Below are 22,487 nucleotides of genomic sequence, written 5' to 3'. Positions count from 1 at the left end.
GGAGGCAGCATGCGAGCATTCGGGCACTACCGCGCCCGCCGCGAGGATCCGTCGACGTGCTCGGCGGTCCGGTATGAGTCCGGCGCGAGCCGATACACCCACTGCCACGGCTGGTCCCGCGCCGGTGCGCCGGTCTCGAAGGTCACGAGTGTCGCCGGAGTGATCGGATGAGTACGCAGGTGGGCGAATCGGGCCGGGCAGCGCTGGTGGTCCGGCGGATCGGCTCGGGTGCGGCAACCGCCGTCCTCGCCGCGGTGGTCGCGGCCGTCGTGGCGGCCGTTGGGCTGTACGCGTTTTCGCTGGTGCAGTGGCCCGCGTTCAACTCCTCCAATGTGACTCGGGCGCTGACCACGGTCGGGCAGGTCGCATCGGCCGTGCTGCTGGTCGCCTCGATCGTGCTCATCCGGCGCAAGAGCAAGCCGTGGCTGGCGAAACTGCTGTCCTGGACCGGTATTTCAGCGTTCGTCACGATAACGCTCGGGATGCCGCTGGCGGCCACCAAGCTGTACCTGTTCGGCGTCTCGGTGGATCAGGAGTTCCGCACCGAATACCTGACCAGGCTCACCGACAGCGCCGCGCTGCGCGATATGACCTACGCGGATCTGCCGCCGTTCTATCCGGCCGGCTGGTTCTGGATCGGTGGCCGGGTGGCGAATGTGCTCGGCATGGACGGCTGGGAGGTCTTCAAGCCCTACGCCATCGCCTCGATCGCGGTGGCCGCGGTGATCTCACTGGTGCTGTGGTCGGAGCTGATCCGGGCCGACTGGGCCGTCGCGGTGACGGCGGCGGTGACGGCATTCGGCGTCGCCTACGCCTCGCCGGAGGCCTACGGCGCCGTCATCGCGATCCTGCTGCCGCCGGTGCTGGTGCTGGCCTGGGGCGCGCTGCACCGGCCCGCCGACCAGCGCGGTACGGCAGGCGGCTGGGGTGCGGTGATCGGCACCGGGGTGTTCCTTGGCATCGCGGCGACCTTCTACACGTTGTATCTGGCGTTCGCGGCGTTCGCCGTGACGTTGATGGCGCTGGTCGCGGCGGGGTATGCGGTGTGGGCGCGGCTCGCGGAGGGGCGCGCAGGGCGGCGCCGGGCCGTCGTCGCGCGGTCGACCGCCGCGGCGCAGGGCACACCCACCTCGCAAGGCACACAGGCCGCGCAGGGCAAATCGGCCGCGCAGGGCACAGCCGACATGCCAGACGCCGCTGGCATCGAGGGCAGCGAAGGGATGCCGGGCACCGATATACCGGCCACGGACAATGCGGCGGCGCGGTCGGACGCAGGCGGAGCGTGGCGGGCGGCGCTTCCCTCGCTCGGACGCCTGGTCGTCATCGGCGTGATCGCCGGACTCATCGCGCTCACGGTCTACCTGCCGTTCCTGCTGGAACTGCTCGGCGGCACCTGGCCCAGTGGTGGCACGGCGTTCCACTATCTGCCCGAAGCCGGGGCCGAACTGCCGTTCCCGATGGTGGAGTTCTCGCTGCGTGGCGGGTTCTGCCTGATCGGCACGATCTGGCTGGTGTTGCGGGCCGGGTCGTCGCGGCGGGCGCAGGCGCTGGGGATCGGTGTGGTCGCGGTGTATCTGTGGTCGCTGCTGTCGATGCTGGCGACCGTCGCGGGGACGACGCTGCTGTCGTTCCGGCTGGAGCCGATTCTGCTGGTGCTGCTGGCCGCGGCGGGCGCGTTCGGGTTCGTGGAAGGCGCGCGGGCGGCCTATCAGGCGTTCAACGAGCCGGAGCGGTTCAAGGTCGTGGCGGTTGTGGTGGCGCTGGTCGGCGCGCTGGCCTTCACCCAGGACATTCCGCACGTGCTGGCGCCGGAGATCACCACCGCCTACACCGATACCGACGGCGACGGCGTCCGCGCCGATCAGCGCGACCCCTCGGCGGTGGCCTACTACCGCGAGATCGACGCCGCGCTCACCGCGCAGACCCGGCGGCCGCGCTCGGAGACGGTGCTGCTCACCGCCGACACCACCTTCCTCGCCTACTACCCCTACTTCGGTTTCCAGGGCCTGACCTCGCACTACGCCAACCCGCTCGCCGAATTCGCCGACCGCGCGGCGGCGATCGAAGCGTGGAGCAAGCTGGAAACCCCGCAGGAACTGCTCGACGCGATGGCGGCCGCGCCCTGGCGGGCCCCGGACGCGTTCCTGTTCCGGCGCAGCGGCGAGGACTACACGCTGAGGCTCGCAAAGGACGTCTATCCCAACGACCCCAATGTGAGCCGCTACACCGTCTCCTTCCCCAGCTCCCTGTTTGACGATCCGCGCTTCACCAGCACCGATATCGGTCCGTTCACGCTGGTCACCGTCGCGCGGTGAGCCCGAACCGCCCGATCCGGCTTGTCAGCTCCGGTTCAGGGTGGTTGGGTACGGTGGGCTGCTGATCAGCCGGGTACAAGGAGTGGTTTTACGTAGTGAGTGGGGAACCTGACGTCGAGCGGGGTGGATCGACGGCGGTGGACGTCGCGATGGACGGGCCGGTCACGGCCCAGCGGCTCACCCCCGAACGAGCACCCGAACGCCGCCGCGCGCGCCTGCGCGTACCGCGCGCCGATCTGCTGATCGGTGCGGGCTATCTGCTGCTCGCCGCGACCGTGCTGTCCGGGCAGTGGCGCGATACCAGCGGGTCCTACCTGATCAAGAGCGGTCAGGACCAGACCATGTGGGAGTGGTTCTTCGCGGTCACCGCGCATTCGGTGGCCAACCTGCACAACCCGCTCGGCACGCAGCTGCAGAACTTCCCGGCCGGGGTGAACATGATGGCCAATACGGCCATGTTCGGTGTCGGCATTCCGCTGACGCCGGTCACCCTGCTGTTCGGCCCGACGGTCACCTTCGTGCTGGTGCTCACCCTCGGCCTGGCGGGGACCGCCTTCGCCTGGTACTGGCTGTTTTCCCGGGAGCTGGTGAGTTCGCGCACCGCCGCCGTCATCGGCGGGCTGTTCTGCGGGTTCGCGCCGGCCATGATCTCCCATGCCAACGCGCACCCGAACTTCGTGGTGCTGGTGCTGCTGCCGCTGATCGCCGGGCAACTGATCCGGATGGTGCGGCGGGCCGACGTACCGGACCGGCCGCGTCCGCGGCGGCGGGTGCGCGATGCGGTCGTCCTCGGCCTGCTGGTGGCCATGCAGATCGCGCTCGGTGAGGAACCGCTGCTGATCTTCGCGCTGGCCTTCGCGGTGTTCGGAATCGCCTACTACGCGGGGCAGCCGCGCACCGGGCTGCGGATCCTGCGCCGGATCACCCCGACGGTGGCGCTGGCCGCGGTGATCACCCTGGTACTCACCGAGATTCCGCTGTGGTGGCAGTTCTTCGGGCCGCAGAGCTATCGGTCCATCGACCACGGTCAGATGGGCAACGACCTCAAGACCATGACCCAGTTCCCGTCGGAATCGCTGGGCGGCATGTTCTCCCCGGGCCAGAGCGTCGCGATCAACCCGACCGAACAGAACGCCTATTTCGGCTGGCCGCTGCTATTGCTGCTGGTGGCCACGGTGGCGTTGCTGTGGCGGGAGCGGATGGTGCGGGCCGCGGCCGTCGTCATCGTGGTGTTCGGGGTGCTGTCGCTGGGTTCGGAGGCGAAGTTCGGCAAGGAGCCCACCGGCATCGTCATGCCGTGGTGGTTGCTGGAGCGGGTGCCGCTGGTCAATTCCATGCTGGAATCGCGGCTCACCATGGCCGCGATCCCGGCCATCGCGGTGATCCTGGCGCTGGCCAGCGAGCGGGCCATCGCGCTGTGGAAGGAGTCGGCCGTCGATCCCAAGCCACTAGGCTGGTTCGCCGCGCTCGCCTTCGCGCTGCTGCCGCTGGTGCCGACCATCCTGCCGGTCGCCGAACGACACGAGACGCCGCGGTTCTTCGCCGAGGGCACCGTCGACCAGTACGTCGACCAAGGCTCGGTGGTGGTCGTGCCGCCGCCGCGCCCGCCGGACGCGCGGGCGCTGCGCTGGCAGGCCGACGCGGGCTTCACCTTCCCGCTCGCGGGCGGCTACTTCGTCGGCCCGACCGGCGCGGACAAGAAGGGCATCTACGGTCCCGCCGCGCGGGCCACGGCATCGCTGCTGGTCAAGGCGCAGGACACCGGTGAGGTTCCGGCCATCGACGCCGACGATCGCGCGGCGGCACTGGCCGATCTGCGGTACTGGCGGGCCGATGTGGTGGTGCTGCCGCGCACCACCAACGCCGACACCCTGCGCCAGACTATGACCCAGCTGCTCGGCACCGGCCCGGTCCGGGTGCAGGACGTCTGGGTGTGGGACGTGCGGACGCTGCGCTAGTTCCGGCTCCGGAGAGCTGGGCGCGGTCCGCTGCGTACCGACGTCGAATAACGGCTCCCGGCCGGGCAGGGCGTGGGCTGTGCCCGGCGCCGCCGGTTAGAGTCGAGTCCCGTGCGACCGGACCGATCTCCCAGAGCGTTCAACCGTCTCCGCCTGATCGCCCTCGTCTCCGGATTTCTCGGATTCGTGCTGGCGTTGCTGACCCCGCTGCTGCCGGTGCGTCAGGACCGGGCGGTCCTCGACTGGCCGCAGGCCGGGCAGACGAGCGTGGCAGCGCCGCTGGTGAGTTACGAGCCGCTGCGCCTGGACCTGACGGTGCCGTGCCCGGTGCTGCGGGACGCGAACGGCACACTGGTCTCCACCATCCCGATGGAATCGGATCAGGCCTCGGCCAAGGGGCTGATCGTGGCGGTGCGCGACGGTTCGCTGTCGGTGCTGCTGCGTGATGTGCCGTTGCTGTCGGCGCCGGTGGCCGAGATCGGCGCGTGCGAGTCCGTTCGGGTCACCTCGGAAGCGGCAGCCACCACGGCCGAGATCGTGGGCGTGAACCGGGCGGACGGGACGCCGTTCCGCGCCACCGTCACTCGCGATATCCGGCCGCAAATGGTCGGCGTATTCACCGAATTGGAGCAGGCGCGGCTCGACGGCATCCGGTTGCACGCCGACATCGATTCGCGGTTCAGCTCGTCGCCGAGCGCACTGAAGCTCGCCGCGATGATCCTCGCGGTGCTGAGCACGATCGTCGCGCTGATCGCACTGCATCTGCTCGACACCTCCGACGGCCGTCGCGCACGCCGCTTCCTGCCCGCGCACTGGTGGCGGTTCACCCTCGCCGACGGCGCGGTGCTCGGCACGCTCGCGCTCTGGCACATCATCGGGGCCAATACCTCCGACGACGGCTACATCCTGAACATGGCGCGCGCCTCCGAGCACGCCGGCTACATGGCCAACTACTACCGCTGGTTCGGGGTGCCCGAGGCGCCGTTCGGCTGGTCTTATGAGGTGCTGTCCTGGATGACGCGCATCTCCGACGCCAGCCCCTGGATGCGACTGCCCGCGCTGCTGGCCGGCGTGGTGTGCTGGCTGGTGATCAGCCGCGAGGTGCTGCCACGGCTGGGCGCGCGGGTGCGCAGCAACAAGGTGGCGTTGTGGACGGCCGGGCTGGTGTTTCTGGCCTTCTGGCTGCCCTACGACAACGGGCTGCGACCCGAACCGCTGATCGCGGCCGGCGCGCTGCTCACCTGGTGCTCGATCGAACGCGCCATCGCCACCGCTCGGCTGCTGCCAGCGGCGATCGGCATTCTCATCGCCGCGTTCTCGCTGGCGGCCGGGCCCACCGGGCTGATCTGTATCGCGGCGTTGATCGCCGGGTCGCGGCCGGTGCTGCAGGTGATCGTGAAGCGGGCGCGGGGGGAGGTGGCGACGCAGTCGGTGCTGGAGGAGGCGCGGGCGCGGGTGCGCGGTGCCGGTGACACCGTTCGCGATCCTGACGCGAAAACCACTCGGCGCCCGCGCGGTTCGGTTGCCAGCGGACTCTTCCGCTACGCGTCTCTGCTGGCACCGGGCCTCGCGGCCGGAACCCTGGTCCTGGTCGTCATCTTCGCCGACCAGACCCTGGCCACCGTCATGGAGGCCACCCGCGTCCGCACCATCGTCGGGCCGAATGTGGCCTGGTTCGACGAACGCACGCGCTGGGATTCGCTGCTGATGCTGGCGCCGGACGGTTCGCTGTCGCGGCGGTTCGGTGTGCTGCTGATGCTGCTGTGCCTGCTGGTCTGTGTGCTGCAAGTGCTGCGCAAGGGCCGCATTCCGGGCACCTCGCGCGGGCCGTCGGTGCGCATCCTCGGTATCGTGTTCGCCTCGCTGCTGCTGATGATGTGGACGCCGACCAAGTGGACCCATCACTTCGGCGTGTACGCCGGCCTGGCCGGTTCGCTGGCCGCGCTGGCGGCGGTCGCGGTGGGCGTCAACGGGATTCGCTCGGCGCGCAACCGGGCGCTGTTCGCCGCGGCGGTGCTGTTCCTGCTGGCTATCACCTTCACCGGATCCAACGGCTGGTGGTATGTGTCCAGTTACGGTGTCCCGTGGTGGGACAAGGCGCCGCTGGTGGCCGGCAAGGGTGTGTCGACGCTGTTCCTCGGGCTCAGTGTGCTCGCGCTGCTGGTGGCGCTGTGGCTGCATTACCGGCAGCCGTACCGGCGCTCCGGCGATTCCCGGTGGGGCCGATACGCATCCGCACCGTTGACGATCGCCGCCGCGCTGATGGTGATCTTCGAGGTGGCATCACTGGCCAAGGCCGCCGTTTCCCAGTTCCCGGCGTACTCGGTGGCGAAATCCAATGTGCGCTCGATCGCCGGTGAGCCGTGCGCGTTGGCCGATTCGGTGCTGGTGGAGACCAATACCGCCGACTCGCTGCTGGTTCCGTACGAGGGCGATCCGGCCAACGGTCTCGTCTCCAGCGAACCCGGTGTGGAGACAGTCGGATTCACCCCCGACGGTGTGGCCGACGACCTCACCGCCGACGCCGAGGAAATCGCCGGTGGCGGCGCCAATACCGTCGAATCCGATAACGACAACAAGACCAGCGACACCACCGGCGCGGGCACCGGCGGCGGCACCACCGCGCAGGCCGGGATCAACGGCTCGACCGTGGCACTGCCGTTCGGCCTCGACCCGGCCCGCACCCCGGTGCTCGGCAGCTACACCGACGACGATCAGAAGCAGGCGAAACTCACCACCCAGTGGTATCGCCTGGACCTGTCCGACTCCCGGCGCGACGATCCTGCCCTGCGGGTCCTTACGATCACCGCGGCCGGCCGCATCCGCTCGGTCGACGCCGACGGCGTGCTCACCTACGGCCAGGACCTGGTGCTGGAGTACGGCACCCGCGCCGCCGACGGCTCGATGACCGTCCTCGGTTCGGTGACGCCGATCGATATCGGACCGGCGCCGTCGTGGCGCAACCTGCGCGTGCCGCTGGACCAGCTGCCCGCCGAGGTGAACGCGGTGCGCCTGGTCGCCACCGACAACGACATCACCCAGCGGCAATGGCTGGCCATCACCCCACCGCGCCTGCCGCGCCTGGCCACCCTCGATGCCGTCGTCGGCCACACCGACCCGGTACTGCTGGATTGGCATGTCGGCCTGGCCTTCCCCTGCCAGCGCCCCTTCGACCACCGCTACGGCGTGGCCGAGGTCCCGCGCTGGCGCATCTTGCCCGACCGCGTCGGCTCCGACGCCTCCAACGCCTGGCAGGACGACATCGGCGGCGGACCGTTGGGCTGGACCGAACTGCTCCTGCAAGCCGAGTCGGTGCCGACGTATCTGAACCACGACTGGGGCCGGGACTGGGGTTCCCTGGAACGTTTCACCCCCTACGACCCGAGCGCCGTCCCGGCGCAACTGAATGTCACCACCGTGACGCGCTCAGGCCTCGCCGACGACTCCCCCATCCGGATCAGATGACGCGCGAGTTTCGCACGCCACTGTCGTAGCAGTGAACCTCGCCGCGACGGGTGTACCCTCCAGATCGCTTCCCTCTGGTGGGTACATCCGTGGGCGGGAGGCTAGATTTTCCGGCCGGCGCCGATACCCGGCAGTAACTCATCGGTCACTCAGTGTCGCCCCGGGAAACGTTGCGCTACTGCTTGTTTCGATCTCAGGATTTACCCAGCGTCGAGTCGTACAGTTGAACCTATGACTCCGGCCTTCGAAGATATGCCCCTGCGCGATCTCGTCGGACTGCTCACCGACGAGGAGCAACGAGAACTGCGCCCGTCGGTGCTACGGGTGCTCAACCGGCTACCCGATCAAGAGGTGTTACGCCGCGAACTGGGCCGCCGCCTCACCAACGTGTAAACAGCAAACACCCAACAGCCACCACAGGGCGGCGTTCGTCGTGCAGAGACGAACGCCGCCCTTCGTCATTCCCGGGGGCCGTCGTCGGAGGGTCATACGAAAGGGCGGCGCTCGTCACGTCGACGAACGCCGCCCTTCAGCGGTTCTCGAGGATCAGAACACCCGGAGCTTGCCCGGCTGCCACAAGCCGGAGCGGGTTTCGGTGCCGGTTTCCAATTCGGCGGGGACGGCGTCGTAGTACTGGTCGTAGCGTTCCAGGGAGCCCCAGTCGCGGGCCCAGTCGTCCTTCAGGTAGGTCGGGACGGTGACCGACTTCGCCAGCATCTGGGAGAAGCCGAGGGGGCCGCCGAATTCCTGGGCCTGCCAGGTGTCGGTGGAGCTGACGGCCAGCGGGCGGTCGGGCAGGATGCGGTAGTTGGGTACCTCGGCGACGCCGTTGTGGTGGGCGAAGGGGCGCTGGCAGGGGAACTGCAGGCCCACGGCCCAGTCCAGCAGCACCGGCTGTTCGGAGCCGAGGAAGCTGTTGGCCGATTCCAGGGTCGGCACACGCGGCGGGGTGAACGCCAGCCACTGGTCGCCGATCAGGATCGGGTCGTTGGCGACGATGCGGACCGCGTCGGCCTCGGGGGCGATCTCGTCCAGCGGCACCCGCAGGTTGCGCCAGGACGGGAACGGGCCGATATCGCGGGGCAGGTAGGTGCCCAGCTGGGTGACGCTGCCGTCGGGCTGACGCTTGCCGTAGTCGACGGTCAGCGACTGGCCGTACTGCATGGCGCCGGTGTCGTCGTAGGACAGGATGCGACCGGCCGCCGAGATGACGACCAGCGGCTTGTCCTCGGACCGCTCCGGCAGCCCGTACCAGCTCGAGGTGACGAACGCCGGCTTCTGCACACCGTTCTGGTAGCTGCCGAGCACGGGTGTGGTCGCCGGGTCGAGCCCGAACGGCAGCGCGACGGTGCTGCCGTTGACGCCGAGCGCGCCCTGACCGCCGCCGGTACCGGCGCTCTGGCCCTCGGCGAACGCGGCGCCGACCGACTGGGTGGAGGTGTTGCCGGTGCCCGGCTTCACCTCGACGGCATCGGCGGACAGGTCGTCGGGCACACCGTTGGGATCGAAGCCGACCGGATCGACGCCGGCCAGCGGATCGTTCGGGTTAGTCGGCGGGTTCGCCGGGTCGATGATCGGGGTCAACCGGCCGCCGTTGGGATCGGCCTCGACCAGCACGTCGTTGGCGAGACCACAGCTGGAGCCGGTGATCGCGTCGAAGTTCGAGCGCGCCAGCGAGTAGCCGGGGTACTGCGAGTACGCGCCCTTGACCAGGGAGAGCACCTCGAACAGCACCATCGCGGCGGCGACCAGCGTCAACGGGATCGCGGCGAACTTGCGGATCCGCCGGCCACGCGCCGAGCGCGGCGAACTCGGCGGCTTGGCATAACCCTCACGCAGCGCGTGCCAGGCCACCAGCGCCAGCGCCACCCCGAACAGGATCAGGATGACGGTATTGGACTGGATGCCGCTGACCGAGACCCGCTTGTCGAACCACGGCACACCGAAGCTGGAGACGTACCAGTACCCGTTGATCCCGGAGAACGCGACCGCGAGCACGAACAGCAGTCCGGCCAGGAAGATGGCCCGGTTCTTGCGTGCCCGCAAGGCGCTGGCCGATACCGCGACCGCCGTGACCGCCGCCAGCGAACCGGCGATACCGGCGTAGGCGCCGAAGTGGTGGGTCCACTTGGTCGGGTTGAACATCATGAAGAAGATCGTTCCGAACACGATCCCCATCAACCGCCAGGTCGGGGCGCTGGCGATGCCGGGCACCCGGCGCCGGCGCAGCAGCACCAGCATGGTGGTGAACAGGCACAGCAGCATCACCAGGAAGGCGAAGCGGCGCGAGACCGAACCATCGACGGTCTCCACGAACAGGTAGTAGTAGCGCAGGTAGTCCTCGTACCAGGCCAGGTTGGGGCCGGTGGCCTGGCGGACACGGTTGGCTTCCTGAATACCGGCGAAGGTCTGATCGCTGTAGACGACTGTCAAGACCAGTAGACCGGCGGCGGCGATCGGCGCGAGCAGCGGCAACGTCCCGTGTTCGCGGCGCTTGCGCACCACGATCTTCACCATCGGCCGGATACCGGCCAGCAGCGCGGCCACACACATCAGACCGGTCGGCGCGGCGGCCAGGGTGAACGCGGCGATCAGCACCGCGGCCGCGGCGGGCAGCAGCCGCCCGGTGGCAATGGCCCGCTCGATCGAGACCCAGGTCAGCAGCGCGCCGAGAGCGACGATCGGCTCCGAGCGCAGGCCGTTGTCGAACGGGAGCCAGAAGGCCAGGAACACCAGGCCGCCGGTCCACAGCGCCACCCGGCTGTTGCGCACCCCGCGACCCAGCCGGGGCACTACCTCGCGGCTGATCACCATCCAGCACAGAATCGCGCACGCCAGCGCGGGCAGGCGCACCCACGGGCTGGCCGTGGACACCTCGGCGAAGAGCTGGATGACGTAGTAGTACCAGCCGAACGGGGCCTCGGGGACGCCGTACCAGCGGAAGTAGTTGGCCATATAGCCCGCGTCGGGTGCGACCCGGACCATGCTCAGGATGTAGCCGTCGTCGGAGGTGTTGGCGCCGACGAAATGCCACACCAGCAGCGTGCCGATGACGGCGCCGTCGGCCCAGGTGGGCTTGAACCAGGCCGCGGGCAGGAACCGGCGGTGCCCGCGGCCGTCGCTGGTGTCGAGACGGGCCAGCGCCGCCAGCGCGATGAGGGTGCACAGCACCGCCGCGATCATCGCGATCATCTTGATGGCGGTGGGCGTGGAGCTGTAGCGGGTGTCGATGGTGGTGTCGAACGACAGACCGGCCGGGACCTCGCCCTGCAGATCGGTGAAGACACCGACCACCTGCGGCCGCAGATCGCCGAGCAACTGCCCCTCCACCGGCTGACCCGTGTCGGTGGTCAGGCCGTTGAAGACGGCGTGGGTGCGGTCGAGATCGGAGGTGATGGTGATATCGGTGCAGCCGGCCAGCTCGTCGCGCTGAGCCGAGGCGACCACGGCATTGCGATCGACGACGTCCACCGAGGTGTCGGAGACCCGTACGAACAGCGCCTCCAGCGCGGCCCGGTCGCCCTGCGGCGGCGCGGTGGCCAGCAGCATGCCGCCCTGCGCGGGCAGCTGCGCGACGGCCGCGCAGGGGATGGTGGCGCGCAGCTCGATCGGCACCTGCGACATCAGCGGTGCCTGCACGTTGTCGAGGCTGCCGTGCTGCGGCCAGCTCAGCGTCGCCGTCGTCTGCGTCACCGGTAAGAACGGCGTGGCCAGCGCGAAAAGGGCACCGAGCACACCCGCGACCAGCGCGATGAGCCGCGCGGTCCGGAAATCGCGCGGAGCGACCTGCGGTGCGGGCGGCGTCTCCGGCAAAACAGCGACTGCATCTGACACGGTTGGGAAGTCTAGAGCGCGACCATCCACCTGGCGTGTCCAGTAGGACATTGCCCGTGCGGCGCCGGTGTATTAGCAGAACGCGGATTCGGAAGAAACGACACCCGAATTACCGTCGACCGGTGGGGCTAGTGGAAAGCTGTGGGGTATGACAAAGGTGAATCTCGAGACGAACTACGGAACCATCGGGCTGGAGCTGGACGACGCCAAGGCGCCGAACACGGTGAAGAACTTCCTGGAGTACGTGAACGCCGGGCACTACGACGGCACCATCTTCCACCGCGTCATCCCCGGCTTCATGATCCAGGGCGGCGGCTTCGACGGCGAGATGAAGCAGAAGCCGACCAAGGCCCCGATCCAGAACGAGGCGGGCAACGGTCTCAAGAACGACCGCTACACCGTCGCCATGGCGCGCACCAACGACCCGCACTCGGCGACCGCGCAGTTCTTCATCAACGTCGCCGACAACGACTTCCTCAACCACACCCAGCCGGCCGGCCAGGGCTGGGGTTACGCGGTGTTCGGCACCGTCACCGAGGGCACCGAGGTGGTCGACAAGATCGCCGCCGTGTCGACCTCGTCGCACGGCGTCCACCAGGATGTTCCGTCGGAGAACGTCGTGATCGAATCCGCGAAAGTTGCCTGATCACAGCTGACCCGACAACGCGACGCGGGCCGCATCCCAGCCGGATGCGGCCCGATCGCTGTCCTGAGTTCTACAGCGGCAGCAGGTGGTGCTTGCGCGGGCTGCGCAGGATGGTCTTGTCACGCAGCAGCTGCAACGCCTTGCGCAGTTCCAGCCGGGTGGCCGACGGCTCGATGACGGCGTCGATGTAGCCGCGTTCGGCCGCCACCCACGGTGTGGCGACGGTGGCGTTGTAGAAGTCGATCATCTGCTGGCGGATCGCCGGGCGCTGATCCTCCGGCGCGGCCGCGATCTGCTTGCCGCCGATCAGGCTGACGGCGCTCTCCGCGCCCATCACCGCGATCCGCGCGGTCGGCCAGGCCAGGTTGACGTCGGCGCCGAGCTGCTTGGAACCCATCACCGCGTACCCGCCGCCGTAGGACTTGCGGATCACCACGGTCACCTTGGGCACGGTCGCCTCCACGAAGGAGAACAGGAACCGGCCACCGCGTTTGATGACGCCGATCTTCTCCTGCTCCACACCCGGCAGGAAGCCGGGAGTGTCGACCACGAACACCAGCGGGATCTCGAACGCGTCGCACAGCCGCACGAAATGGGCCGCCTTGTCCGAGGCGCGGGCGTCGAGCGCACCGGCGTAGACCATGGGCTGGTTGGCCACCACGCCGACGCTGCGGCCGTCGACCCGGGCGAAGCCGGTGATGATATTGCGGCCCGCGGTGGCGCCGACCTCGTGGAATTCGCCGTCGTCGAAGATCCGCAGCAGGATCTCGTGCATGTCGTAGCCGGCATTGTCGGAATCCGGCACGATGCCGTTCAGTTCCAGGTCGGTGTCGGTGATCTCCGGTTCCAGACCCGGGTTCACGATCGGCGGCTCCTCCTGGCAGGAGGTGGGCAGATAGCCGAGATAGTCGCGCACCCACTGGAACGCCGCCTTCTCGTCCTCGGCGACGTGGTGGATATTGCCGTACTGGGCCTGGCTGTTGGCGCCGCCGAGCTCCTCGAGGCTGACGTCCTCGCCGGTGACCTCGCGGATCACCTTGGGGCCGGTGACGAACATGTACGCCTCTTCGGTCGCCACCACCACATCGGTGTTGATCGGGGCGTACACCGCACCACCGGCGCATTTGCCGAGAATCATGGAGATCTGCGGCACCAGACCCGACAGCGGTTCCTGGCGGCGGCCGAGTTCGGCGTACCAGGCCAGCGAGGTCACCGCCTCCTGCACCCGGGCGCCGCCGGAGTCGTTGATGCCGACCACCGGGCAGCCCACCTTGTTGGCGTACTCCATGATCCCGGCGACCTTGCGGCCGAACATCTCACCGACCGAACCGCCGTAGACGGTCTGATCGTGCGAGAACACCGCGACCGGACGTCCGTCGACCAGGCCGTGCCCGGTGACAACGCCGTCGCCGTAGAGAGCCTCCGGATCGCCCGGTTTGCGCACCAGCGCACCGACTTCCACGAAGGTGCCCGGATCGAGCAGCATGTTGATCCGGTCGCGGGCGGAAGGAATGCCCTTCTTCGCCCGCTTGGCCACCCCCGCTTCACCCGCCGGCTCCTGCGCCAGCTCGAGGCGTTTGCGCAGGTCGGCGAGTTTCTCGGCAGTAGTGCTCACTTGGCCCCTTTCGCCTCGATTTCCGCGAGCTTCGCGGTCAGGTCCGCGCCGATCTTGCCGATGCGCGGCTCGTCGATGATCTGCAGGTGGTCGCCGGGGATGTGGATGACCTCGAGGTTGGGCACGTACTCGTCCCAGCCACCGTTGGGCAGCCGGTCGGCGAATCGCGGCTCCAGCTCGAGCATGCCGTCGTGGTAGCGGTCGGCGAGGTAGAGCACCACATCACCCTCGTAGCGGGTCGGGCGGACCTTCTGGAGGGCTCGACTCTCGATCCACGAGGTGCGCTGGTGTTCGAGCACACCGCCGGGGATCTTGGCTCCGGTCAGCTTGACGAGATCGGACACCATCGTGATCTGCTCTTCGTCGGATGCGTTGGCCAGCTCGAGCAGCTGGTCGCGATCCAATTCGCCCTGCACGCCGTAGGTCTTCTGGGCGAACCGCTGGTAGCGCTCCATCCGGCGCACCCGCTCTTCGGGGCTGTTGTCCTCGTCCTCGGCGGGGATGGCCAGGTCGATCAGGCCGACGATGCGCACATCGGCGCCCTCCGAACGCAGGATCTTGGCCACCGCCATGGCCAGCACCGCACCCAGCGACCAGCCGTAGAGCACAAACGGGCCGTCACCCTGGATCTTGCGCAGTTCGGGCACGTACTGGCGGGCACGCTCGTCGATATCGCCGTCGACGCGCTCGAGGCCATACATCGGCGTGGTCTCGGGCAGCTTCTTCAGCAGCGGCTCGTACACCAGCGTATTGCCGCCGGAGGGATGGAACACGAACACCGGCACGGCATTCGAACCCTCGGCGCGCGGGCGCAGCGGGCGGATGAACCCGTCCACGTCGGCGCCGCTGTCCTGCAATCGGCGCACCACGTCGGCCAGCTCTTCGATGGTCTCGGAGTCGAGCACATCGTCGACGGTGACCTCCGCGCCGACCCGATCGGTCAGGCGCGCGGCCAGCTTCTCGGCGGTGTCCTCGTCGAGGATCGGCAGGGTGTTGAAGATGCCCTTGGCGGACTTGCCGGTGACGACGGCCCAGGTGGCGAAGGTGAGGCGTTCGGCGGCGTCACGCGGGGGGACGTCGTCTTCGGTCTCGGCCTGGCCGCCGAAGATCGCGGCGGGGGCCGCCTCGGTCTTGGCGGCAGGGGCAGCCTTCGCGGCGGGCGCGGGTTCGGCCTTCGGAGCCGCAGCCGCCGATTCCGCCTCGGCCACAATCTTTTCCGCCTCGGCCTCGACCGTCGTGTCCTCGGCGTCGGTCTTCGCCGGCGCACCGGCGGCCGCCTGCACCGCTGCGGCCGGGTCCTCCCCGGCTTCCAGTGCGGCGCGCGCGGCGGCGACGAAGCCCTCATCCACGGTGACGTCTTCGCCCGCGGCCTGGCGTTCGGCGATGGCCTGCACCTCGTCGCGGTGTTCGATGGCGTAGCGCAGCACCTTGCCGACCTCGTGCAGGCTGGCGTCGCGCACGGCCTGGATCTGCAGCTGCGGGATATCGAATTCGTATTCGACCCGGTTCTTGATCCGCATGGCCATCAGCGAATCCAGGCCGAGTTCCATCAGCGGGATCTCCATCGGCAGATCCTCGACCGCGTAACCCATCGACTCGGCGACGATCAGCGCGAGCCGCTCCTCCACGGTCTGCGAACCATTGGGATCCCAACGGTCGCCGAAGGATTCGCTGACCTCGAGCTCGGTGCTCGCGGCGGCCTCGACCGGCGCGGCCGCGACGGCGGGCGCGGCAGCGGGTTCGGGCAGCGCGGCACCGGAGGTGACGACGGCGTCGAACAGCAACCGGAACCCGGCGCCCTCGCGCGCGTGCACCTGCACCGACGCACCGCCGGGATGCGGGGTCAGGGTGGTGGTCAGCGTGCCGGAGGCCGGCGGCGCGCTGTGCGCGATGGTGGCGCCGAGCGAGACGTCGCTGAGCACCTGGGCGGCCGAGGCCTGCACCAACGCGGCCAGCTCGGTGACGGCGCCGGCCTGCACCTCCCACACGTGCCTGCCGTCGGGCAGCGCGACATGCGAGCCGGGCACCCGGCCGCTGCCGCCGGTGGACATGGTGGCCTTGGGCCAGTACTCCTTGCGCACGAACGCGGTGCGCGGGATGTCGGCGTAGGGGCCTGCGGGCAGCAGCGAGGGCAGGTCGACGGCGTGGCCGTGCACATACAGCTGGGCCAGCGCCGAGATCACGCCGGCGGATTCGTCTTCCTTGCGCTTGAGCGTCGGGATCAGCTGCGCGTCGTGCAGTCCGGCCGCGAAGGTGGTGCCGAGCACCTGCATCAACGCCACCGAGTTCGGCGCCAGCTCCAGGAAGGTGGTGATGCCGGAATCCACCGCGAGCTTCACCGCATTGGTGAAGTACACGCTGTGGCGCATGTTCTTGACCCAGTAGTCCTCGTTGTGGATCGGGTCGTGACCGGGGCGGTAGTACTGCTCCTTGTCGACGGTCGAGTACAGGCCCACCGTCAGCTTGGTCGGCTCGATACCGGCCAGCTCCGCGGCCAGCTCGCCGAGCAGCGGATCCATCTGCGAGGTGTGGCCCGCGCCGCGGGTCTGCAGCACCCGGGCGAACTTGCCGGACTCCTCCACCCGCGCGACGATCTGGGCCACCTGGGCCTGCGGACCGCCGATGACGGTGTTGGTCGGCGCGGCGTACACCGCCACCTCGACGTCGGGGAACTCGGTGAGCAGCTCGGCGACGTCGTCGGCGCTCAGCTCGACCAGCGCCATATTGCGCACGTCGTCGTCGCTGATCATCTGCTCGCCCTCGCCCATCAGGCGCGAGCGGGCGCAGATCACGCGCACCGCGTCTTCCAGCGGCAGACCACCGGAGATGTAGGCGCCGGCGACCTCACCCATGGAGTGGCCGACGACCGCGGCGGGTTCGGCGCCGTGCGCGCGCAGCAGCGCGGCCAGGCCGAGCTGGATGGTGAAGATGCCGACCTGCGAGGTACCGACGTTGTAGTCCTGCGCGTCGTCGAGAATCATCTCCCGGATCGAGTAGCCGGCCTCGTCCTGCACCAGCTCGTCGACCTCGTCGACGGTGCGGCGGAAGATCGAATTCTCTTGGTAGAGCTGTTTACCCATCTTGCGGTGCTGAGCGCCGAAACCGGCGAACACCCACATCGGGCCGTTGATGGCGGGGGCGTCGGCGGTGAACACACCGGTGCCCGGCTTGCCCGCCGCGATGGCGCGCAGACCGGCGACGGCCTCCTCGTGGTTCTTGGCCAGCACCACACCGCGCGAACGCCAGTGGCTGCGCTTGGCCAGCGAGCGAGCGACATCTTCGAGCGGAACGTCCTTACCGGCGCCTTCGAGCCAATCGGCCAGCTCGGCGGCCGCACGACGACGACGCGAGGGCAGATAGCCCGACACCGGCAGGATCACCGGCAGCGGCTCTTCCCGGTCGGCCGACCATTCGGCCTGCGCCGCAACGGTTTCCGCTGCGGATTCGGCGACGATGTTCTCGGCCTCGGCCACCACATCGGTGGACTCGGCATCGGCATCCGCGCCGGCGGTCCCGGCAGCGGCTTCCTTGGGCACATACTCCTGCAACACCACGTGCGCGTTGGTGCCACCGAAACCGAACCCGGAGATACCGACGGTCGCGACGCCGCTGTAGCGCGGGAACTCGGTGGGCTCGTCGACCACCTTCAGCCGGGCCTGCTCAAACGGGATGAACGGGCTCGGAGCGGAGAAGTTGATATTGGGCGGCAGCACATTGTGCTGGAACGCCATGACCACCTTGGCCAGCGCGGGCACACCCGCACCCGACTCCAGGTGACCGAAATTGGTCTTGACCGAACCGAGCAGCGCGGGCTTGTCGGCGTCGCGGCCGCGACCGACCACCCGACCGAGCGCCTCGGCCTCGATCGGATCGCCGATCGGGGTGCCGGTGCCGTGCGCCTCGATGTAGTCGACGGTGGACGGCGCGATGCCGGCGTCGCGGTAGGCGCGGCGCAGCACGTCGGCCTGGGCGTCCGGGTTCGGCGCGAGCAGGCCGTTGGAGCGGCCGTCGTTGTTGATCGCCGAACCCTTGACCACCGCGTAGATGTGGTCGCCGTCGCGTTCGGCGTCGACCAGCCGCTTGAGCACGACCAGGCCCGCACCCTCGGAGCGCACCATGCCGTCGGCGTCGGCGGAGAAGGCCTTGATGTGGCCGTCCTTCGAGGTGCCGGGGGCGAAGCCGAGCGTCGTCATCGGCATCAGCAGCATGTTCACACCGCCGGCCAGCGCCAGATCGGCCTCACCCTCGCGCAGCGCGCGCACCGCCTGATGCAGTGCGACCAGCGTGGACGAGCACGCGGTGTCCACGGTGACCGAGGGGCCGCGGAAGTCGTAGAAGTAGGACACGCGGTTGGCGATGATGCCGTTGGAGCTGCCCATGATGGCGTACGCCTCGGCGGAGGCCGGCAGCGTCGGATCCGGATCGGCCAGGCCGAGCGCGGCGATCATCTGGAAATCGCTGGTCGAGGAACCGATGAACAGGCCTACCGGGGTGCCCTTGAGTTCACTGGCCGGAATCCGGGCGTGCTCGAGCGCTTCCCAGGTGAGCTCCATCATCAACCGCTGCTGCGGATCGACGCGCTCGACCTCGACCGGCGACATCGCGAAGAACTCGGCGTCGAAGCCCTTGACGACATCCTGATCCAGGTAACCGCCCAAGGTGTTGCCCTCGGCGACGGCCTGCGCCACCGCCGGTTCGCTGAGGAACTCCGACCAGCGGCCTTCCGGCAGCTCCCGGATCGCGTCGCCGCGGTTCATCAGGAATTCCCAGGTGGATTCGGGGGTATCGCCCGCACCCGGCAGCCGGGTGGACAGGCCGACGATGGCGATATCGTGCGCCTCACCCGGGGCGTACCCGGCGGTGTAGGACAGCTCGTCGGGTGCCTCGGCGGGCAGCTCCGGCTCACCGTTGACGATGACGTCGGCCAGCGAGGCGATCGTCGGATGCTGGTAGACCACCGTGGCGTTGAGCACCACGCCGGTGAGCTCCTCGATGTCACCACCGAGCGCGAGCGCATCGCGTGAGGCCAGTCCGAACTCTTCCATGGGACGGTCTACGGTGATCTGCTCGAGCGGCTGGCCGGTCGCGTCGGCGACCCACTTGCGCAGCCATTCGCGCAGTTCGGCGACGGAGATATCCGGGTTGGCCGGTGCCGCGGCGGGGGCAGCCGTTTCGGCCTCCGCGCCGGGATCGACGTGGTGGTTGTCGGTCGTCTCGGGAGCCATGCCCTCGTTCTCAGCCATCAATCCTCAAGCTACCTGTAAGCGCGCGCGGCGCGGCGGCGAATGGGCACCGTCGCCCATCTCGTGGCGACGCCCACCTGGCGGGGCATCACCGGGGTCGAACACGAAGTCTCTCGAACAGCCATATCGGTCGACGGCCCGGCCACTGTTTCAGCGCGCGGCTACCGAAAAGCAGGCAGGGCATTCGGCCCGCCGCGGCATGCACCGCGACGGGCCGGGAACTCACTCCTCCGGGGCGTCCGGGAAGGCTTGCTGGGTATAGCCGCCCCGCAACGTGCCGCCGATGTACTCGGCCTTGCAGGCGCGGCGAGCGATCTTGCCGCTGGAAGTACGGGGAATCGAACCCGCAGGTACCAGCAGCACATCGCGCACGGTGACGCCGTGGCGCTGCGAGATGGCCGCGCGCACCGCGTCGGCGATCGGCTGCGGATCGGCCTTGCCCGCGCCCGGGCCACGCTCGGCGACGATGACGAGCTGTTCGGAGGCGTCGTCGGCGTCGAACTTCAGCCCGGAATGGCTGCCCTGCTCGAACACCTCGGCGGGCAGCTGGTTGGCCGGAACCGAGAACGCGGCGATGAAGCCGGGGCGCAGCGCCTTGCTCGCCTCCTGCGCGGAGTACTCGAGGTCCTGCGGGTAGTGGTTGCGGCCGTCGACGATCACCAGGTCCTTGACGCGGCCGGTGATGTAGAGCTCGCCGTCGAAGTAGACGCCGTAGTCGCCGGTGCGCATCCAGTTGCCGTCGGCCGGGGCGCCCTCGGCGTGGCTGCCCGACTCCTGACGCTGGGTGAGCTTGTTCTGGAAGGTCGCCGCGGTCTCGTCCGGGCGGCCCCAGTAGCCGATGCCCATGTTGTTGCCGTGCAGCCAGATCTCACCGACCCGGCCGTCGGGCAGTTCGTGCCCGCCACCGTCGGATTCGACGGTCTCCGGATCCACGATCACGGCCCACTGCGACAGCGCGACATAACCGCAGGACACCTGCGCGATGGCGTTGGGTGCGCTGGGATCCACCTTGACCATGCGACCGGCATTGAGCTCGTCGCGGTCGACGTAGGTGACCTTGGCCTCGTCCTCGGCCTTGGTCGCGGAGACGAACAGCGTCGCCTCGGCCATGCCGTAGCAGGGCTTGATCGCGGTCTTGGGCAGACCGTACGGCGCGAACGCCTCGTTGAACTTCTTCATCGAGGAGGTGGTGACCGGCTCGCTGCCGTTGATCAGGCCGATGACGTTGGACAGGTCCAGCGATTCACCGTTCTTCGGCAGGCCACGCGCGGCGGCGTGCTCGAAGGCGAAGTTCGGCGCGGCCGCGAAGGTGCCCGCGCCGTCGGAGACCGCGGCCAGTTCCTTGATCCAGCGGTACGGACGGCGCACGAACGCGCTCGGCGACATGATGGTGATGTACTTGCCGCCGACCGCGGGCAGGATCACCGTCAGCAGGCCCATGTCGTGGAACAGCGGCAGCCAGGTGACACCGCGCGAGTTCCAGTCCAGGTTGATCGCGTCGACCATCTGCAGCAGGTTGGTGCCGACGGCGCGGTGGGTGATCTCCACGCCGGCCGGGACCCGGGTCGAACCCGAGGTGTACTGCAGGTAGGCGATGTCGTCGACGGCGATGTCCGGGCGCACCCAGCTCTCCCCGACGCTGTCGGGAATGGCGTCGACGGCGATGATGCGCGGGCGCTGAGCGGCGGGCAGCGAACGGAAGAACTGGCGCACCCCGGCCGCGGAGGAGCTCGCGGTGAGGATGGCCGACGGTTCGCAGTCGCCGAGCACCGCGTGCAGGCGGTCGGTGTGGCCGGGCTCGTCGGGGTCGAACAGCGGCACCGAGATGGTGCCGGCATAGATGGCGGCGAAGAAGGAAACCACGTAGTCCAGACCCTGCGGCGCCAGGATCGCGACCCGGTCGCCCGGGTTGGTCACCTGCTGCAGACGGGCGGCCACCGCGCGCAGCCGCACCCCGAATTGCTGCCACGTCAGCTCGTGCACCTCACCGTCTCGCTCACGCGAGTAATCGATGTAGCGGTACGCGAGCGTGTTCGCGTCATTGCGTGTGTGCTTCTCGACGTGATCGACCAGGGTGCGATCTTCGGGAATTGTGATGTTCCCGTTTTCGTCCAGGTAATCGTCGAAAGTCTCGTCCATTCCTTCTCCTCCGAGGCACACGCAGCCAGACGACGACATTCGCCGCTGTTACCTGTGAGGCCCCGACTCGCTTTCGCCCGCGGGAGCTCGGGTATCAACCGAGCCGGCCCTGCAGATTTTTGTTGCGGTCTGCGCGGTGACCGCCTATCGGCTAGATGTTCTCAAACCAGAGACATGTTACAGAGAAGAGCCACTCACTCGTCCCGCAGCAAGGGAATCACGGGGGCGAACGCGTCCATCTGGGTGGGGAACACGCCCACGTACGACATCCCTGTGAGTTGGCGCACCCGGCGGATCTGTTCGGCGATTTCCTCGAACGAACCGATGGCCACGTACGGCGAGTTCAAGATCTCCTCGACGGTGAGCTTCACGTCGACCTCGAGGTCGGGGTGCAGGCCCCGGTCGATCGCCGACAGCGCCATCTCGGCGGTCTTCTCCCGGTCGTCGGTGATGACGATCGCGGTGATGGCCCAGTTCAGCTCGATCTGATCGAAGCGCTCACCGGCGGCTTCCTTGATCAGGTTCACCTTCTCGATGGTCTTTTCCATGGTGATACCGGAAAGCAGACCCTTGCCGTTCTTGGTGGTGACCGGAACGACGGAGATGATGTCGGCGTGCTTGGCGGCCAGGCGCAGCATCTTCGGGCCACCACCGCCGGTGCACAGCGGCGGACGCGGGCCCTGCCGCGGACGCGGGGTGCCCTTGATGCCGTTGACCTGGTAGTACTTGCCCTGGAAGGTGCATTCCTGACCGCGCAGCAGCACGTCGAGAATGGTCAGCGCCTCGTCCAGTTTGGCAAGGCGGATACCGGGCGAATCGTATTCGAGCCCGGCGGCGAGGAACTCGTCCTGCTTCCAGCCCGCGCCGAGCCCCACCTCGAGCCTGCCCTTGGACAGCACGTCGATGGTGGCCAGGTCCTTGGCCAGCACCACCGGGTTGCGGAAACCGTTGGCCAGCACCGAGGTGCCGAGCCGGATCCGTTCGGTGGCCTGGGTCAGCGCGCCCAGCGCGGCGATCGGGCCGATCTGGTCGCCGAGGTGGTCGGGCACGACGAAGGTGTCGAAGCCGTACTCCTCGGCCTGCTGCGCCGTCTGAATGAACTTGCGGGCACCGCCCTCTTGCTTGTTTCCCTCGCCCGCAGCCGCGAAGCGGAACGGACGCAGTGGCGAACCCAGCGCGCTCAACTCACCAGCCGGTGCGGCGGCTTCAGTCATGAACTCATGCTCCTGGCTATCGGAAATTGCCTGCGCGCACCCGCCGCCGGGAACGGGG

At 68.7% G+C, this 22,487-nt stretch carries 10 protein-coding genes; 5 read left to right on the top strand and 5 right to left on the bottom strand.

The window, feature by feature from the left end; translation table 11 throughout:
- Positions 1-167: 167 nt before the first annotated feature.
- From NOCYR_RS30215 to NOCYR_RS29895, 4 genes are all read left to right on the top strand, one after another.
- Positions 168-2,315 (top strand): galactan 5-O-arabinofuranosyltransferase, encoded by a 2,148-nt coding sequence (locus NOCYR_RS30215; RefSeq protein WP_048832523.1) that lies wholly within the window; start codon positions 168-170, stop codon positions 2,313-2,315.
- 149 nt (positions 2,316-2,464) lie between these two features.
- Positions 2,465-4,273 carry a DUF6541 family protein gene (locus NOCYR_RS00785; protein ID WP_048833825.1) on the top strand — a complete coding sequence of 603 codons (1,809 nt, stop codon included), beginning with the start codon at positions 2,465-2,467 and terminating at the stop codon, positions 4,271-4,273.
- Positions 4,274-4,384: 111 nt separating this feature from the next.
- Positions 4,385-7,738: an arabinosyltransferase domain-containing protein gene (locus NOCYR_RS00780; RefSeq protein ID WP_048832521.1), complete on the top strand. Its 3,354-nt coding sequence runs from the start codon at positions 4,385-4,387 to the stop codon at positions 7,736-7,738.
- A gap of 231 nt (positions 7,739-7,969) precedes the next feature.
- Positions 7,970-8,131 carry a hypothetical protein gene (locus NOCYR_RS29895; RefSeq protein ID WP_014348450.1) on the top strand — a complete coding sequence of 54 codons (162 nt, stop codon included), beginning with the start codon at positions 7,970-7,972 and terminating at the stop codon, positions 8,129-8,131.
- A 153-nt stretch (positions 8,132-8,284) separates the two neighbouring features.
- On the opposite strand, the gene NOCYR_RS00775 is transcribed toward NOCYR_RS29895, so the two are convergent.
- The gene (locus tag NOCYR_RS00775; protein ID WP_081505262.1) at positions 8,285-11,623 is read right to left on the bottom strand and encodes an arabinosyltransferase domain-containing protein; all 3,339 of its coding nucleotides are present in this window, start codon (positions 11,621-11,623) and stop codon (positions 8,285-8,287) included.
- A gap of 97 nt (positions 11,624-11,720) precedes the next feature.
- Between NOCYR_RS00775 and NOCYR_RS00770 the strand changes: the two genes are divergently transcribed.
- A complete protein-coding gene (locus NOCYR_RS00770) occupies positions 11,721-12,218 on the top strand; it encodes a peptidylprolyl isomerase (RefSeq protein WP_014348448.1) in 498 nt (165 codons plus the stop codon).
- A 70-nt stretch (positions 12,219-12,288) separates the two neighbouring features.
- Here NOCYR_RS00770 and NOCYR_RS00765 read toward each other — a convergent pair whose 3' ends face one another.
- From NOCYR_RS00765 to NOCYR_RS00750, 4 genes are all read right to left on the bottom strand, one after another.
- On the bottom strand, positions 12,289-13,833 hold the full coding sequence (locus tag NOCYR_RS00765; RefSeq protein WP_014348447.1) for an acyl-CoA carboxylase subunit beta: 1,545 nt from the start codon (positions 13,831-13,833) through the stop codon (positions 12,289-12,291).
- Positions 13,830-19,076, bottom strand: a complete 5,247-nt coding sequence (gene pks13, locus NOCYR_RS00760) for a polyketide synthase Pks13 (protein WP_014348446.1) — start codon at positions 19,074-19,076, stop codon at positions 13,830-13,832. The genes NOCYR_RS00765 and pks13 overlap by 4 nt, the downstream gene beginning before the upstream one ends.
- 222 nt (positions 19,077-19,298) lie before the next feature.
- Positions 19,299-21,215 (bottom strand): long-chain-fatty-acid--AMP ligase FadD32, encoded by a 1,917-nt coding sequence (fadD32, locus tag NOCYR_RS00755; RefSeq protein WP_014348445.1) that lies wholly within the window; start codon positions 21,213-21,215, stop codon positions 19,299-19,301.
- Positions 21,216-21,409: 194 nt separating this feature from the next.
- Positions 21,410-22,429, bottom strand: a complete 1,020-nt coding sequence (locus tag NOCYR_RS00750; RefSeq protein ID WP_014348444.1) for an LLM class F420-dependent oxidoreductase — start codon at positions 22,427-22,429, stop codon at positions 21,410-21,412.
- Positions 22,430-22,487: the final 58 nt, after the last annotated feature.

This window comes from Nocardia cyriacigeorgica GUH-2 (assembly GCF_000284035.1).
Lineage (GTDB): Bacteria > Actinomycetota > Actinomycetes > Mycobacteriales > Mycobacteriaceae > Nocardia > Nocardia cyriacigeorgica_B.
Note: the sequence above shows the minus strand (reverse complement) of the source record. Positions and strands in the feature narration are given on the sequence as shown.